We start from the raw sequence: 14,643 nt of genomic DNA, 5'->3' as shown, positions 1-14,643 counted from the left end.
TAAATATAATTAAGGGGCCTATTAAGGCCCCCTTCTTATTACGAAAAACTATAATGCTGATTTATATATAGATACTTTTTCAAGGTTATTTTTTATATTTATTGTGCAATCAGTATAATCAACTTCAAAGTTTGCAAAAGCTGAAAATAAATCTATGTCTCTCATTAAATGTATTGTCATTGTATGGGTTTGTTTATTTAACCTTAATATAATAGACCTAACAAAAGGAAATTGGATTCTAGAGCTAAATAAGTTTGACCCGCTATTATCTATATCTAAGCTACGATAGTTTATATCTATAAATAAATCTAAATCGTCATCCTCTTCTCTTATTATTCTATGTTCAAAATCTGTATCTAAATTTAAATTACCTACTGTTATCATTTATATACCCCATTTCACAATTGATATTTATATTAAGTTATTATAACCTATAAGATAATTATTAACTAGGATTATAAATTAAACGTAAAAAGAGCTTTCGTTGGGGGAACGAAAGCTCAAATTGGGGGAGATTGAGTTAAATATTTAATTTTATATTACTATTATGGGCAGACAAATTAATTTTATACATTTAATTTTGAAAACTATTATAAAAAAATATATTGTTATAAAATAAATGGATTGGATATATTAATTATCCAACCCATTTATATTTAAAATTATTTTCTTTTGATTATAAACTTAGAACCTAGGTATTTTTTTATATCATCATCAGATGAAAAATCATCTATAAGAATTTCTTTACCAGTTTCTTCGAATACTACTAAAACTTCACAGTCACCTTGTAAGAAGAACTTTCTAACAGTTTCTTCTCTAACTTCTCTGACTTTAGTTATGTTTTTTTTAGTTTTCTCATAATCTTTAGTAAAATAACTATCCATCATATTTATTATCTTTGTATATCTATTCATAAAATTTGCCTCCTGTAATTAATCGTAAAAAATGTGTTATAATAATTGTTTGTATTAACTTAATAATTATAACAAGGAGTAATAATAATGACTAGTATAAAAAAGAAAGATATTTTAAATTGTATAGATTATTGTAAACAAAACAAGTTATTTGATAAATTAAATAAAGTATATTCAAATGTACCAAGTGGAGACTGTGCAGGGTGTGGGAACTGTTGTATGGAGTCTGTTGGAATAAATTTAATTGAATTTATAAATATATTTGAATATTTAAATGAGAATAAAGAATTAAGAAAAAAATCTTTAAGTAACGTTATAGATTATTATTTTTTAGAATTTACTAAAAAAAGTGCATGCCCATTTAAAGATGAAGACAATAGATGTTTAATATATGAAGTAAGACCACTAAATTGTCGGTTATTTGGACATTGGAAAAAAGAAGACTATAATAAAAATTTATCCAATGTGACTCAAAGAAATATAGAATACAATAAAATAGTAAAGTCAAAATATGGATTTGATATAAGTAATGAAGTTGTTAATTATAAAATCAAATATTGTGAAGATTTTATTCCTCAAAATGATTACTTAAGTAAATCTGATAGGTTAGGATTTGCAGATGAATTGATGACATTGGATTCAAATATATATTCTAAAGGTATCATCGATATAGAATTTAAAGATAGAGGTATAGTTGAATACTTTATAGACTATTTTTTCAATGAAGATGTATCATATAGTATAAAAATAAGAGTAACCAAAGATGAGGATGTAAGAGAGATAGCTATTAATAGATTAAAAAAAATATTATTATAATTAGGTGATTATATGGATTTAATAAATATAAAGGGAAATACTTTTTATATAAAAGGTGGAACAAATACAGGTGTATATATATATAATGATAATACAGCGTTAATTATAGATCCAGGATTAAGTGGTCTTAGGCCTAAAAGAATAATAAATATATTAGAAAATGATAATATTAACTTGAAATTTATTATAAATACTCATGAACATAATGACCATTATGGTGCATGTAATCAATTCAGAGAGTTTTATAAAGATGTGAATATATTATGCTCGCAGTATGCAAAATTATATATAGAACATCCAAGCTTATTTTCTAAATACATCATAGGTGGAAAAAGTAATGAATTTATGGATGAAAGATTGAGAAGTAAGTGTTTAGAACAAACATATATAGATGAAGTATTAAATGAGGGAATCGTAAATTTAAACAATGAAGATTTTAAAGTGATAGATTTTAAAGGACATACACCTGGTAGTATAGGTATCTTAACTAAAGATAAAGTATTGTTTGTAGGAGACTTGCTAATAGGTTTAAATATGTTTGAAAAATATGATTTTCTGTTTTTGTATGACTTAAAAGAATACATAAATTCTTTAGACAAGCTTAGAAATATAGATTTTGAATATATAGTAGCTAGTCATAGTAAAGATTTGATTACTAAAAAAGAAAGTGAAAAAATTATAAAAAATCATGAGGCTGCTGTATATAAATATGTCAATCAAATAAAAGAAGAACTAAATACTCCTATGGGTGTAGAGGTGTTGTTAAAAAATATAATATTAAAAAATAGCTTAAAGTGCAATTATAAAGAATATCACTTCTTTAAATCGTCACTTATTTCCGTAATTAGCTATTTAGCAAGTTTACAAGAAATCGATTATATATTATCACAAGGAGAATTGCTTTATTATACCAAAAGAAAATGAATTATGTTAAAATAGATATGACTGTAAAAATAGAACAAAGGGTGAGTGAGATGGAATACGAAAAATGGGATGAAGTATTAGCTCCTTATGACCATGCTGTTGAAGAGTTAAAGGTGAAATTTAAAAATATAAGAAAAGAATTTATGGCAAAGGGAGAATATTCTCCAATCGAATTTGTAACAGGAAGAACTAAAAAAATAGCATCTATAATATCAAAGTCACAGAGACTTAATATTGTAGATATTGAATCTGAAATGGAAGATATAGCTGGGATAAGAATAATGTGCCAGTTTGTTGAAGATATATACACTATAATAGAGCTTATCGAAAATAGAACAGATATGTCGATTGTTTACTCAAAAGACTATATACAAAATTTTAAGGATAGTGGATATAGAAGTTATCACGTTATAATTAAATACCCTATAAACTCAATCGCAGGTTCAAAAGAAATTTTATGTGAAATACAGATAAGAACACTTGCTATGAACTTTTGGGCAACAATAGAGCATTCTTTAAAATATAAATATGAACACTATATACCAGAAGATCTAGCAGTTAGATTAAGAAGAGCAGCTGATGCAGCATTCTTATTAGATCAAGAGATGAGTGAAATAAGAGAAGATATAATGAAAGCTCAAGTTATGTGCCAAGTGAAATCTGTGACAGTAAGAGACGTACTAAATAAAATACAAGAACTATATAATTTGGGAGAGACACATAAAGCGCTTGTATATCAAAGAAGATTAGATAAAATAGATAATGAAAGAGATATAGCAGAAATAATACATCTTAAAAGAGAAATAGATAATTTATTACAACAATATAATAGTAATAATAAAAATGATTAGACAGTTATCCATACTATTGGGTAACTTTCTTTTTTAAATTATAGAAAATAATATTAAAATAAAGACATAAAAGAAAGGAATATATATATGAGTTTATATGCAATAGGAGATTTACATTTTTCAACGGCGGTTAATAAACCTATGAATGTATTTGGAGACAATTGGACAGGCCATGAATCTAAAATAATAGAAAGTTGGGAAAGTAATGTAGTAGATGATGATTTAGTATTAGTTCTAGGAGATACTTCTTGGGGTATAAACTTAAGTGAAGCAAAAGAAGATTTAGACATAATAAATAAACTTCCAGGAAAAAAAGTATTTATAAAAGGAAATCATGATTATTGGTGGACTACAGTAACTGGATTAAATAAATTATATGATAATATGAATTTTTTACAAACTAATTTTTATGAATATAAAGATTATGCTATTTGTGGTGGAAGAGGTTGGATGTGTCCAAATGATGTTAAGTTTGATGAAAATGATGCAAAGATATACAAAAGAGAAGAAAATAGATTGAGATTATCGTTAGAATCAGCTCGTAAAAAAGGATACACTAAGTTAATAGTAATAACTCATTATCCACCGACTAATGACAGACTTGAAGAGTCGCTATTTACTAAACTATTTGAAGAATATAATGTAGAAAAAGTAATATATGGCCATTTACATGGAAAAGAATCTTTTAAAATGGGATTGAAAGGGTTTAGAAATGGAGTAGAGTATATATTAGCTTCATGTGATTATATAGATTTTAAATTAAATAAAATATTGGATTAATAAGTTATAAAGTTGTAAATACTATAAACTAAATGGTTAAAAAAGGTACATTGGGGCATTTTGTTTTAATATACAAAAGAAGGAGATGTTTATTAATGAGATGGATATTAGTATTCTTATTTCTATACCTTATTCCCTTGATAGCTTTATTTAGGAATTATAGTAACTTTAAAAGATCTTGTATATATAGTAGTATTTATGTTGTATTAGTAAGTACAATAGTTATAACTAATATTTATATGAGTGGATTAAATAAAATTAAAGAAGCGATGTATTATCATAATTATGTATCTGAAGAAAGTGATGATAATAGCTATGCATCTAATTTTAGTGAAAATCCTAATCCAAAAAATAAAGAAGATATATATCAAGACAAGGATGAAAATAAGATAGTAGATGATCAAGAACAGTTTAGTCAAGATGATAAATCAGAAATAAAAGAAGTTAATGAAAATAGTATAGATAATGTAGAAGAAACAGAGATTAATCAAAAAAATGATAAAGAAATAATATTTGAATTTAAAAAACAAATCTATGATATAGAAACAGTAGCACTAATGCCAATGAGAGATTGTATGCCTTATACTAAAAATATATCACAGAACATAAAAAATTTATCTAACATAAAAAAAGATTTAGAATATGCACATGAAAAATGTGAAGAAGTTATATCCATGTACAAAAAAATGGAGATACCAACTCTTTTTAAGGATGAATACATTAAAGAATTAGATAATGCAAGAAATGATGTTAAAAAAGCATATGAGTTAAGATCTATGGCAATGGAGTCAGCAATTCAATTGGTAGATACTAAAAACCCTAAATATGTAGGTAAAATAACTCAATATCTAGATTTATCAGATAAGCAAATATCATCATTTAAAGAAAGAATAAGTGACTTAAATGTTAAAATAGATAGCAATTAAAGTATATATAATTAATTTATTAAAGCTTATCTTTTTAGGTAAGCTTTTTGGTATTATATACATATACTTAAAGTGCGAACTTTGATTTATAATTTAACCTGTGATAGAATATCTTATTATGAAGTTTAACAGGTAATTAGGGAGGATAATATGGATAAATTAAATATATGTATTGATATAGATGGGACTATTACTAGTCCATATCATTTTATTCCGTACTTAAATGAAATTTTCAGTAAAAATATAACACAAGATGAGTGTAATACTTATAATTGGAACGAGTTATATGGAGTAGATATGGACACAATATTAAATGAATTCCATACAAATTATATGTATTCTTATTCAGAAGCAGAAGTTGTAGAAGGTGCAAAAGATATTATAGATGAACTATATTCTAAGCACAATTTGTATTTTGTTACAGCTAGAAATCCAAAGCTAACAGATGTAACTACAAATTGGTTAACTGAAAAAGGACTTTCGCATATAGATGTACATTTATTAGGTAGTGACTATAAGATAGATAAAGCCAAAGAATTACAGTGTAATATATTTATAGAGGATAATCCTAGTAACGCTATGCAGTTAGCTGCTGAGGGCATGAAAGTTTTATTGATAGATACTAACTACAATAAAGAAATTGAACATGAGAATATAACTAGAGTTAATAACTGGAATGATATAAAAGAAGCTATAGAATCGTATAGCTAAAGTATCATCGAGTGGGGAAGGTGATCTTATGATAGAGTTAAAAATCAAAAATCAAAAAAATAGCATTATTATAAATAGTAATAAAGTAAAAGATATTATAGGATTACGTGAAGACATTGAGGACATAAAGGATATATCAAATACTATAAAAGAAGAAAATATAATGGCATTTGACTGTCAATTAGCAGAAGATGTATTTGATATGGAAGATATAGAAGAACTAATAGAAGAAATGGGAGAAGATATAGACGAATCATACTTTCAAGTGTTCTTTGAAGATGTAAGAGCGTATCTAAAGGATGCTACAGATGAAATAGAAGACGAACTACAGGATAAGTATTTATCTGATAATATAAGGTGTTTCTTTGACGTATACAATATAGATGAATCATTTACTGATTTTAAATTTGTATTTTTAATAAGTTTTAAAGAAATAAAAATAGCATCTCTTACTAATTTATGCAAATTAGTTGGGAGAAGACAATTAACAGGTGGATCTAAATTTTATAGTTAAAACAAAAGACCTTATTATTTAGTAGGAACTAAACAACAAGGTCTCATTTGTTTTGTAAAAATTTAAATTTTATAAAGAATTACAATTCTGAATAAAACTAATTAAGCTTTATTTACAGAACCGAATAATTCCATTTTTTCTTTAACAGTAGCTTTTATAGCTTCAAAACCTGGAGCTAAAACTTTACGAGGGTCGAATCCCTTAGCTTGTAAGTCTTTACCAGCTTCGATGTATTCACGAGTCGCAGCAGCGAAAGCTAATTGACATTCAGTGTTAACATTTATTTTAGAAACACCTAAAGATATAGCTTTTTGTATCATATCAGCAGGAATACCAGTTCCACCGTGTAATACTAATGGCATAGTTCCTGTAAGATTATTTATAGCTTCTAGAGCATCAAAACTTAATCCTGCCCAGTTTTCTGGATATTGACCATGTATGTTACCTATACCAGCAGCTAACATATCAACACCTAAATCTGCTATTAATTTACATTCAGCTGGGTCTGCAACTTCTCCAGCTCCAACAACACCATCTTCTTCTCCACCTATAGAACCAACTTCTGCTTCTACAGATATTCCTTTAGCGTGAGCTATTTCAACTATTTCTTTAGTCTTAGCTATATTTTCCTCTATAGCATAGTGAGAACCATCAAACATAACAGAAGAGAATCCTGCTTCTATTACTTTTAAAGCTCCATCATAACTACCATGGTCTAAGTGTAGAGCAACTGGAACTGTTATTTTTAATTCTTCTAACATTCCGTTAACCATACCAACTATAGTTTTGTAACCACCCATGTATTTTCCAGCACCTTCAGATACCCCTAAGATAACTGGAGAATTGTTTTCCTGAGCAGTTAATAAAACTGCTTTTGTCCATTCTAAGTTGTTGATGTTGAATTGACCTACTGCATATTTTCCTTCTCTAGCCTTATTTAACATTTCTGTAGCTGAAACTAACATAGTGAAACCTCCATATAAGTTAATTTGTTAAAAAATTATTAAATTTAAAATTTACCCATCATCTAATATTATAACGTTTCTACAAAAAAAGTACATAGTAAATTGTAATAACATCAAATTAAAAGTATAATAATATCTATAACAAGTATAAATAAAGTAATGAACAGATAAAAAAGAAAGGAAATAGATTATGCCACAAATAAAAATAAGAGGTATACATGAAAATGATATATGCAAAATAAGTGAAAAAATGATAGATGAATTAGTAGAAGCTGTAAAGTGTCCAAGAGATTATTTTGAAATAGAATGTATAAAATCAATTGCTATAAGAAATGGTAAACTAGATTCAGTTTATCCATTTGTAGAAGTAGCGTGGTTTGATAGAGGACAAGAAGTTCAAAATATAGTAGCAGACATAATAACTAATAGTATAAGAAATAATTTAGATGTAGAAGATATGGATTTAGCATTTACAGTATTTGAAAAAGAAAAATACTATGAGAACGGAGATCATTTTTAATGGCTAAGAAATTAAGGGTAGATAAAGTACTTTCAACTATAGGGTGTGGAAGTAGAGCAGATTTGAAAAGATATTGTAAGTATAAAATGATAAGTGTAAACGGAGAAGTTGTAAATAATCCTGGATTTCAAGTAGACCCAGAAGTTGATGAAATAGTATTTGATGGTGAAAAAGTAACTTATAGAGAATTTATTTATATAATGTTAAATAAGCCAGACGGTTATATATCAGCTACATTTGATAAACATGATCCAATAGTATTAGATTTAATAGATCCATCATATCTTATTTATGAACCGTTTCCAGTTGGTAGATTAGATAAAGATACAGAAGGATTATTAATTTTAACTAATGATGGTAAACTTTCTCATAGAGTATTATCTCCTAAAAAGCATGTTCCTAAGACTTATTATGCTAAAGTAGATGGAATAGTAAATGATGATGATATAATAGCTTTTGAAAAAGGTGTAACACTTGATGATGGATATGAAACTATGCCAGCTCAACTTAAAATACTAAAAAGTGATGAAATATCAGAAATAGAACTTACTATACATGAAGGAAAGTATCATCAAGTAAAAAGAATGTTTGAGAGCGTAGGTAAAAGAGTAGTTTATTTAAAAAGACTTTCTATGGGTAAATTAAACTTAGATGAAAGTTTAGAATTAGGTGAATACAGAGAATTAACAATAGAAGAAATAAAATTAATGGAAGAAAGATAGAAAAGCGGAGGTAATTTTAAGTGAAGAAAAAAGACATTATAGAATTTGAAGTAGATAAGATGGAGTTTGGTGGAACTTCTGTAACTTTAATAGGAAACAGAGAAGTACACATGAAGGGTGGAATAAGCGGTCAAAGAGTAAAAGCGGCTGTTAAGAGAACTAGAAGTGGTAAAGCGGATGTTAAGATAATAGAATTACTAGAAAATTCACCAATAGAAACAGAAGAAACATGTAAACATTTTAACGAATGTGGTGGATGCACTATACTATCTGTTCCTTACGAAAAACAATTAGAAATAAAAGAAAAACAAGTTATGGATTTATTTTTAAAGCAAGATTTGTTTGGATTCCAATTTTTAGGAATACAAGGAAGCCCAGAAGATAAATTATATAGAAATAAAATGGAGTATACTTTTGGTGATGAAATGAAAGATGGACCATTAACTTTAGGTCTTCACAAAAAAGGAAAACACATAGATATATTAACAGTTGATGGATGTGTTTTAGTAGACCAAGATTTTACAACAGTATTAACTTCAAGTGTTGAGTTCTTTAATGAAAAACAGCTTCCTTATTATAAAGGTATGAACCATAAAGGATATTTAAGAAATCTTGTAGTTAGAAAAGGTGTAAATACTAAAGAACTTATGGTAAATATAGTAACTTCTTCTCAAGTTGATTTTGATATGAATGAATACAAAGAAATGTTACTAAAACTTGAAACCGAAGCTGAAATAGTAAGCATACTACACACTGTAAATGATGGATTAGCAGATGCTGTTCAATGTGACGAATTAAGAGTTTTACATGGAAGAGACTATATACAAGAAGAGATATTAGGTCTTAAATTTAAAATATCTCCATTCTCATTCTTCCAAACTAACACTAAAGGAGCAGAAGAACTATATACTATGACGAGAGAATTTATAGGCGATCATGCAGATAAAGTTGTTTTTGATTTATATAGTGGAACTGGTACTATAGGACAAGTTATGGCAGGAGCTGCGTCTAAAGTTTACGGAATTGAAATAATAGAAGAAGCTGTAGTTGCAGCTAATGAAAATGCTAAATTAAATGGATTAACTAATTGTGAGTTTGTTGCAGGAGATGTTACAAAAACAGTTAAAAAATTAAAACATAAACCAGATTTAATAATAGTAGATCCACCAAGACCAGGTGTACACAAAGATGCTATAAGAGATATATCTGGATTTGGTTCTAAGGAAATAGTTTATATATCTTGTAATCCTAAAACTTTAGTACTTGATTTAGTTGAATTTAGAAACTATGGTTATGAAGTAGAAAAAGTTAAGTGTATGGATATGTTCCCAAATACACCTCATGTAGAAACAGTAGTAAAATTAAAAAAAGTCAGATAAATATAAAAAAATGAAAGCTGCTCTTATATATTAGAGTGGCTTTTATTTTTTTATTTGCTATTTTAAAAACAAAAATTACAAAATTTGATTAGGATAAAAATATGAAAAATCCAAAATATAATAAGTGAACTATATTTTGGAGGAATTTAATATGAAAAATAAAAATAAGCTTTTAAAATATATAATGCCATTAGTATTAATTGTTTCAGTAATAACCTTAATAAATTTAAAAGACGAATTTAATATTAAAGATGCAATACAGACTAATTTATCTCAAGGGCTTAGAACAGTAAAAATAACTGAAGAAAAAACAAAAATAGATTATAAAAACGTAGCGATAAGTGTAAAAATGCCTCAAATACATTTTTCAAATAGTGAGGTTCAACGATATATAAATACATATATAAGAAGAAATATAAATGAATATATAAATCATCAAAGACAGGAGAGTGAGTTAAACAATAATAATGAAAAGAAGAATATAGCTATAAATTATAATGTAGCATTTGAAGATGGAAATTTAATAAATATAGTAATATACAAAAATATAAATAAAGGCAAAAAAGAATTTGTATTAGAAAAAGATAGTTACTTATTTGATTTAAAAACAGGGCAAAGAATTTATCTAGATAATTTATTAAAGGGGAATATAGACTATGAAAAGATTATAACTAAATATATATATAATTATGCTAAAAAACAAAACTTAAAAATTGATAAACAAAAAATAGTTGTAAATAAATACACTGACTTTATTATTGCAGATGGAGGAATAATAGTTTATTTCAATCCTTATAGAGAAAATAATAGTAATATAAGTTATGAATTTAAAATACCTATAGAGATTTTTAAAAATAAAATAAAAGCACTTACTACTAGTAATATTGTCGCAAATATAGATACTCAAACAATAACTAAAGATAATAAGTATATTAATAGTGTAATAAATATACCAATAATAATGACATCAAATAAAGAAATTGAAAAATATATAAATGACGAGATAAGAAAAGATATAATGGAATTTTATAATGAATCTCAAGCAGAAGCAAAAAAATATTTGGATAATTTAGCTGATATAGAAAATAAATTTGTTGCTAATGTTGATTTTGAAGTTGAAAAAAATAGTGATGATTTATTAAGCATAAATGTAAGATACTATAAATACAGTGGTGGTGCACATGGATATTATGAAACTGTATCATATAATATTGATATGAAAGATGGAAAACTATTAACATTAAGTGATTTATTTAAACCAAATATAGATTATAAGAAAGTAATAGATAATGAGATAAGAAATAAGATAGAAAATATAGTTAAAAACGATAAAGAATATGAAGGAGTATATCAATTTAATGGAATAAAATTAAATAATAAATTTTATATACAAGATGATAATTTAGTTATTTATTTTGATTTATATGAAATAGCACCTTATGCAGCTGGAGAACCAGAGTTTTCAATAAATAAAAGTATAATAAATCATATGTTAAAAGATAAGTATGTAGAAATATTTAAATAAAGATAATTAGTTTAAAAAACCTATAAATTTAGTTATAGTACGCCTAAATTTATAGGTTTTTAATATTTAAGTTGAATTATATAGTTGGATTTAAAGAAGCTATTTTAGTTACAGCAACATATACTCTAGATATTTCATACCATGTTTTAAAATCTACTACTCCAGATTGAGGTAATCCAAATATACCTTGGAAAGTTTTTACAGATTCAGCAGTAGAATCACCATATATTCCATCTTCTCTTACTTTAGGAATTGCTGGATATCCTTTGGCTATAGCATTAAGTTGGTTTTGAACAGTTTTAACATATTTATTATTAGATCCAACCTGTAGTGTCTCGCCAGGGAATGATACAGGAACGCCACTTACTATTGGAGCTTTTTCAAATACTATTTCATCTCCGTAGAAATATCTAAGTATGGCTTCAAAGTCTTTACCTTGAGCACCTAAATCTTTACTTCCCCATTGAGTCATTTGATTAGGGCACTGAGATTTTTTACCATCACAATATTGAGCTAGTAAAGGCTGTCTTGAAGTAGGTGGACGTTTTATATATGTGTTAAATATAGCATCTACAACCACATTTATTGTATCAAAAAAATTCCTATTATTTATGAATTTATGGTCATATACAGTAGTAGAAGTTATTGTAAAGTTATAACCTTTATTTCTATACCATTCAGTAAAAACTCTATTTAATGTAAATGAAATTATAGCTATTACATTAGAGTAAATAGTTTGAGTAGGCCAAGTAGAATATATCTCAGAAGAAGCAACATTTTTAATATAGTCTTTAAATGGAACCCAATATTCTTTTGCAGATTTATTTTCAGGTAATCCGTCATGTACTACTATAAATTCAGGCACAACAGGGTTATCTAAAACAACAAACCCTGTAGGTGGAGGCAGTGGTTTTAAGCTACTTTCAGGTATCTTAGGTGGATAAGTTCCATATAAAGTATTATCTCCAATATCATATATTTCCTCATTTTGCCTAGAATAGGATCCTCTACATCTAGTTTTAGCTATGAGAGGAACATTTTGCCTAGCTTCTACAGTTGGAAATAATTGAGTTCCTTCTATAATTATGGTTTCATAACCATCAACAATAGTCTCTACAGAGTATTGGCTATAGGGTCTTACATCAGAAGGTTGCTGCGAAAACTTAATGTCCGGAGCAGGAAGATTTAATCCAGTTACTTGACCAGAGGAATTAGTTTTTAAATTTTCTAAAACTAATGTTGCACGCTCACCATCTTGTGGAATTGAATATATATTTACAGTAGCATTTTCAATAGGTCTGTTAGTAGCTTTATCTAAAACACTAACTGTTAAAAAGCCATCTTGCATAGAATCACCCTTTCTTTGAGATAATTTAATAATATCTTGTATTTTATAGTATGAAGATAGTTCTTATTTTGTTAAGGTAATTGGAAATAATATAAATGAAAATATAAATAAGGGATGTGTTTTGATGAAGATAGATTTATTAATATTGGCTATTGCACCTACTATAGCTTGTATGTTATGGATATACTTAAAAGATAAATATGATAGAGAGCCTATACGGTTATTAGGTAAGTTTTTTATAATGGGAGTTTTTATAAGTATAATAGCAATTATAATAGAAGGAATTTTAATTAAAATAAAAATATTTGAAGGATATTCTAATTACATTTTTATGTCATTTATAGTAGCAGGATTAACAGAAGAAGGCTTAAAATATATAGTTTTATTACCTAATTTAGTAAAGGAAAAAAAATTCGATGAAAAATTAGATGGAATTATTTACTCTATATTTTTATCTCTTGGATTTGCGACAATAGAAAACATAATATATATATTGTTTGAAAATAGAAACTTAGCTTTTGAAGTGGGTATTATAAGAGCAGTAATATCTATACCAGCACATGTTATGTTTGCAATAACAATGGGATATTATATATCTAAATATAAATTTAGTAATGAAAAAATAAAAAAAAGAGAGTACCTTATTTTATCTATATTAGTACCAGTATTGCTTCATGGAATTTTTGATTTTATATTGATGATAGAATATAGATGGTCTGTTGTATTGTTTATAATTTATATTATATTTTTATGGAAAATAAATTTAGACAAGCTAGATCATTATATAGATAAATCTAAAATACGATTTTTAAAAAAGAGAAAAAAGAAATAGATATTTAAATAAATATAACTAATCATACAATACAAAAAATGTATATTTAAATATAATATAGTTCAATAATAAAAGAAGGTCAATTTTATAAATATAATATAGGAGGTATATTATGAGCTCATTAGATAAAAACCAAGAGTACGTTATATCTAAATTTTTACAAAGATATGACTATGATGCAGTTTTAGATATATTAGAAGAAGCGGGAATTATAGAAGGAGATTTATATTTACTAATGGAGTCATCTAAATATGCCGTTAACTTTGACTTTAAAAAAGCATTGAAAAGTATAAATAGTATGAGTGAAGAAATGTTATCAAGAAGGCAAATAAATAAATTAATAACTAATTTAGAGAACTTGAATATAGGAGAACCTGAAGATATACTATCTGAACTAGTAGAGAATATGAAAATTCAAATTGTGAATGAAGAGTATATAGATTTTCTAGGAAGGCTATATAGATTAAAAGAAGCTTTGTTTAAATACATTTTTATTAGTACTAAAGAATCAAAAACATATAAAGTATGTATGCATGGTTATATGGTATCTAAGAAAAATATTTTATATACTTTAAAAAAGAAGTATAATATATATAATGGAAATTTAATACATGGGGTAACTCAATATATAAACAAGCACATAAAAAAAACTAAAAGAATGGACAAAGTAGTAGAAATATTAAATAGTGACAGACTAGAGAGTTTAATTAGATTAAGAAATGAAAGCCCAGTGGGACATGGTTTTAAAGGTGTAAGTAAAGAAGATATTGAAGAGCTATATGGCAACCCAATGGAGGTAGTACAAGATTTAATTAAAGCTTGCGAATTGTTAGATATTGGAATCAAGATGGATAAATATGATAATATTAATGAGATGGCAATACACATGATAGGTAGCTTAAAAAAATCAAATTAA

At 26.3% G+C, this 14,643-nt stretch carries 17 protein-coding genes; 13 read left to right on the top strand and 4 right to left on the bottom strand.

The window, feature by feature from the left end:
• Positions 1-48 precede the first annotated feature (48 nt).
• Together QOZ84_RS13945 and QOZ84_RS13940 are read right to left on the bottom strand one after the other, a co-directional pair.
• A complete protein-coding gene (locus QOZ84_RS13945; protein ID WP_284133554.1) occupies positions 49-384 on the bottom strand; it encodes a hypothetical protein in 336 nt (111 codons plus the stop codon).
• Between the two features lie 278 nt (positions 385-662).
• A complete protein-coding gene (locus QOZ84_RS13940) occupies positions 663-914 on the bottom strand; it encodes a hypothetical protein (protein ID WP_284133553.1) in 252 nt (83 codons plus the stop codon).
• Between the two features lie 87 nt (positions 915-1,001).
• On the opposite strand from QOZ84_RS13940, the gene QOZ84_RS13935 reads away from it, so the two are divergent.
• The 7 genes from QOZ84_RS13935 to QOZ84_RS13905 all read left to right on the top strand — a co-directional run bounded on the left by QOZ84_RS13935 (position 1,002) and on the right by QOZ84_RS13905 (position 6,436).
• Positions 1,002-1,730 (top strand): YkgJ family cysteine cluster protein, encoded by a 729-nt coding sequence (locus tag QOZ84_RS13935; protein WP_284133552.1) that lies wholly within the window; start codon positions 1,002-1,004, stop codon positions 1,728-1,730.
• A 12-nt stretch (positions 1,731-1,742) separates the two neighbouring features.
• The gene (locus QOZ84_RS13930; protein ID WP_284133551.1) at positions 1,743-2,654 is read left to right on the top strand and encodes an MBL fold metallo-hydrolase; all 912 of its coding nucleotides are present in this window, start codon (positions 1,743-1,745) and stop codon (positions 2,652-2,654) included.
• Between the two features lie 50 nt (positions 2,655-2,704).
• Positions 2,705-3,505, top strand: a complete 801-nt coding sequence (locus QOZ84_RS13925; RefSeq protein WP_284133550.1) for a GTP pyrophosphokinase — start codon at positions 2,705-2,707, stop codon at positions 3,503-3,505.
• An 87-nt stretch (positions 3,506-3,592) separates the two neighbouring features.
• Positions 3,593-4,285: a metallophosphoesterase gene (locus QOZ84_RS13920; RefSeq protein WP_284133549.1), complete on the top strand. Its 693-nt coding sequence runs from the start codon at positions 3,593-3,595 to the stop codon at positions 4,283-4,285.
• Positions 4,286-4,380: 95 nt separating this feature from the next.
• Positions 4,381-5,211: a hypothetical protein gene (locus QOZ84_RS13915; protein WP_284133548.1), complete on the top strand. Its 831-nt coding sequence runs from the start codon at positions 4,381-4,383 to the stop codon at positions 5,209-5,211.
• Positions 5,212-5,361: 150 nt separating this feature from the next.
• The gene (locus QOZ84_RS13910) at positions 5,362-5,922 is read left to right on the top strand and encodes a 5' nucleotidase, NT5C type (RefSeq protein ID WP_284133547.1); all 561 of its coding nucleotides are present in this window, start codon (positions 5,362-5,364) and stop codon (positions 5,920-5,922) included.
• A 28-nt stretch (positions 5,923-5,950) separates the two neighbouring features.
• The gene (locus QOZ84_RS13905; protein ID WP_284133546.1) at positions 5,951-6,436 is read left to right on the top strand and encodes a hypothetical protein; all 486 of its coding nucleotides are present in this window, start codon (positions 5,951-5,953) and stop codon (positions 6,434-6,436) included.
• A 101-nt stretch (positions 6,437-6,537) separates the two neighbouring features.
• Here QOZ84_RS13905 and fba read toward each other — a convergent pair whose 3' ends face one another.
• Entirely contained in the window at positions 6,538-7,401 is an 864-nt protein-coding gene (gene fba, locus QOZ84_RS13900) for a class II fructose-1,6-bisphosphate aldolase (RefSeq protein WP_284133545.1), read from the bottom strand.
• Between the two features lie 190 nt (positions 7,402-7,591).
• On the opposite strand from fba, the gene QOZ84_RS13895 reads away from it, so the two are divergent.
• The 4 genes from QOZ84_RS13895 to QOZ84_RS13880 all read left to right on the top strand — a co-directional run bounded on the left by QOZ84_RS13895 (position 7,592) and on the right by QOZ84_RS13880 (position 11,547).
• Positions 7,592-7,921 (top strand): DUF1904 domain-containing protein, encoded by a 330-nt coding sequence (locus tag QOZ84_RS13895; protein ID WP_284133544.1) that lies wholly within the window; start codon positions 7,592-7,594, stop codon positions 7,919-7,921.
• A complete protein-coding gene (locus QOZ84_RS13890) occupies positions 7,921-8,643 on the top strand; it encodes a pseudouridine synthase (protein ID WP_284133543.1) in 723 nt (240 codons plus the stop codon). Before QOZ84_RS13895 ends, QOZ84_RS13890 begins: the two co-directional genes overlap by 1 nt.
• Positions 8,644-8,663: 20 nt before the next feature.
• Positions 8,664-10,022, top strand: a complete 1,359-nt coding sequence (gene rlmD, locus QOZ84_RS13885) for a 23S rRNA (uracil(1939)-C(5))-methyltransferase RlmD (protein ID WP_284133542.1) — start codon at positions 8,664-8,666, stop codon at positions 10,020-10,022.
• A gap of 151 nt (positions 10,023-10,173) precedes the next feature.
• Complete coding sequence (locus QOZ84_RS13880; RefSeq protein WP_284133541.1) at positions 10,174-11,547, top strand: DUF3298 domain-containing protein; 1,374 nt, start codon at positions 10,174-10,176, stop codon at positions 11,545-11,547.
• Between the two features lie 76 nt (positions 11,548-11,623).
• On the opposite strand, the gene sleC is transcribed toward QOZ84_RS13880, so the two are convergent.
• Positions 11,624-12,895 carry a spore cortex-lytic germination protein SleC gene (sleC, locus tag QOZ84_RS13875; RefSeq protein WP_284133540.1) on the bottom strand — a complete coding sequence of 424 codons (1,272 nt, stop codon included), beginning with the start codon at positions 12,893-12,895 and terminating at the stop codon, positions 11,624-11,626.
• 124 nt (positions 12,896-13,019) lie between these two features.
• On the opposite strand from sleC, the gene QOZ84_RS13870 reads away from it, so the two are divergent.
• Both QOZ84_RS13870 and QOZ84_RS13865 read left to right on the top strand, forming a co-directional pair.
• Positions 13,020-13,727, top strand: coding sequence for a PrsW family intramembrane metalloprotease (locus QOZ84_RS13870; RefSeq protein WP_284133539.1), 708 nt, complete (start codon positions 13,020-13,022; stop codon positions 13,725-13,727).
• A gap of 112 nt (positions 13,728-13,839) precedes the next feature.
• Positions 13,840-14,643, top strand: a complete 804-nt coding sequence (locus QOZ84_RS13865; RefSeq protein ID WP_284133538.1) for a hypothetical protein — start codon at positions 13,840-13,842, stop codon at positions 14,641-14,643.

The organism is Romboutsia sedimentorum, from assembly GCF_030131845.1.
GTDB classification, from domain to species: Bacteria; Bacillota; Clostridia; order Peptostreptococcales; family Peptostreptococcaceae; genus Romboutsia_D; species Romboutsia_D sedimentorum.
This window is presented reverse-complemented; position numbering and strand designations above follow the sequence as displayed.

Excerpts from the sequence above, each read along its gene's own strand:
- QOZ84_RS13945 (WP_284133554.1), bottom strand. The coding sequence starts at position 384 with ATGATAACAGTAGGTAATTTAAATTTAGATACAGATTTTGAACATAGA.
- QOZ84_RS13940 (WP_284133553.1), bottom strand. The coding sequence starts at position 914 with ATGAATAGATATACAAAGATAATAAATATGATGGATAGTTATTTTACT.
- QOZ84_RS13935 (WP_284133552.1), top strand. The coding sequence starts at position 1,002 with ATGACTAGTATAAAAAAGAAAGATATTTTAAATTGTATAGATTATTGT.
- QOZ84_RS13930 (WP_284133551.1), top strand. The coding sequence starts at position 1,743 with ATGGATTTAATAAATATAAAGGGAAATACTTTTTATATAAAAGGTGGA.
- QOZ84_RS13925 (WP_284133550.1), top strand. The coding sequence starts at position 2,705 with ATGGAATACGAAAAATGGGATGAAGTATTAGCTCCTTATGACCATGCT.
- QOZ84_RS13920 (WP_284133549.1), top strand. The coding sequence starts at position 3,593 with ATGAGTTTATATGCAATAGGAGATTTACATTTTTCAACGGCGGTTAAT.
- QOZ84_RS13915 (WP_284133548.1), top strand. The coding sequence starts at position 4,381 with ATGAGATGGATATTAGTATTCTTATTTCTATACCTTATTCCCTTGATA.
- QOZ84_RS13910 (WP_284133547.1), top strand. The coding sequence starts at position 5,362 with ATGGATAAATTAAATATATGTATTGATATAGATGGGACTATTACTAGT.
- QOZ84_RS13905 (WP_284133546.1), top strand. The coding sequence starts at position 5,951 with ATGATAGAGTTAAAAATCAAAAATCAAAAAAATAGCATTATTATAAAT.
- fba (WP_284133545.1), bottom strand. The coding sequence starts at position 7,401 with ATGTTAGTTTCAGCTACAGAAATGTTAAATAAGGCTAGAGAAGGAAAA.
- QOZ84_RS13895 (WP_284133544.1), top strand. The coding sequence starts at position 7,592 with ATGCCACAAATAAAAATAAGAGGTATACATGAAAATGATATATGCAAA.
- QOZ84_RS13890 (WP_284133543.1), top strand. The coding sequence starts at position 7,921 with ATGGCTAAGAAATTAAGGGTAGATAAAGTACTTTCAACTATAGGGTGT.
- QOZ84_RS13880 (WP_284133541.1), top strand. The coding sequence starts at position 10,174 with ATGAAAAATAAAAATAAGCTTTTAAAATATATAATGCCATTAGTATTA.
- sleC (WP_284133540.1), bottom strand. The coding sequence starts at position 12,895 with ATGCAAGATGGCTTTTTAACAGTTAGTGTTTTAGATAAAGCTACTAAC.
- QOZ84_RS13870 (WP_284133539.1), top strand. The coding sequence starts at position 13,020 with ATGAAGATAGATTTATTAATATTGGCTATTGCACCTACTATAGCTTGT.
- QOZ84_RS13865 (WP_284133538.1), top strand. The coding sequence starts at position 13,840 with ATGAGCTCATTAGATAAAAACCAAGAGTACGTTATATCTAAATTTTTA.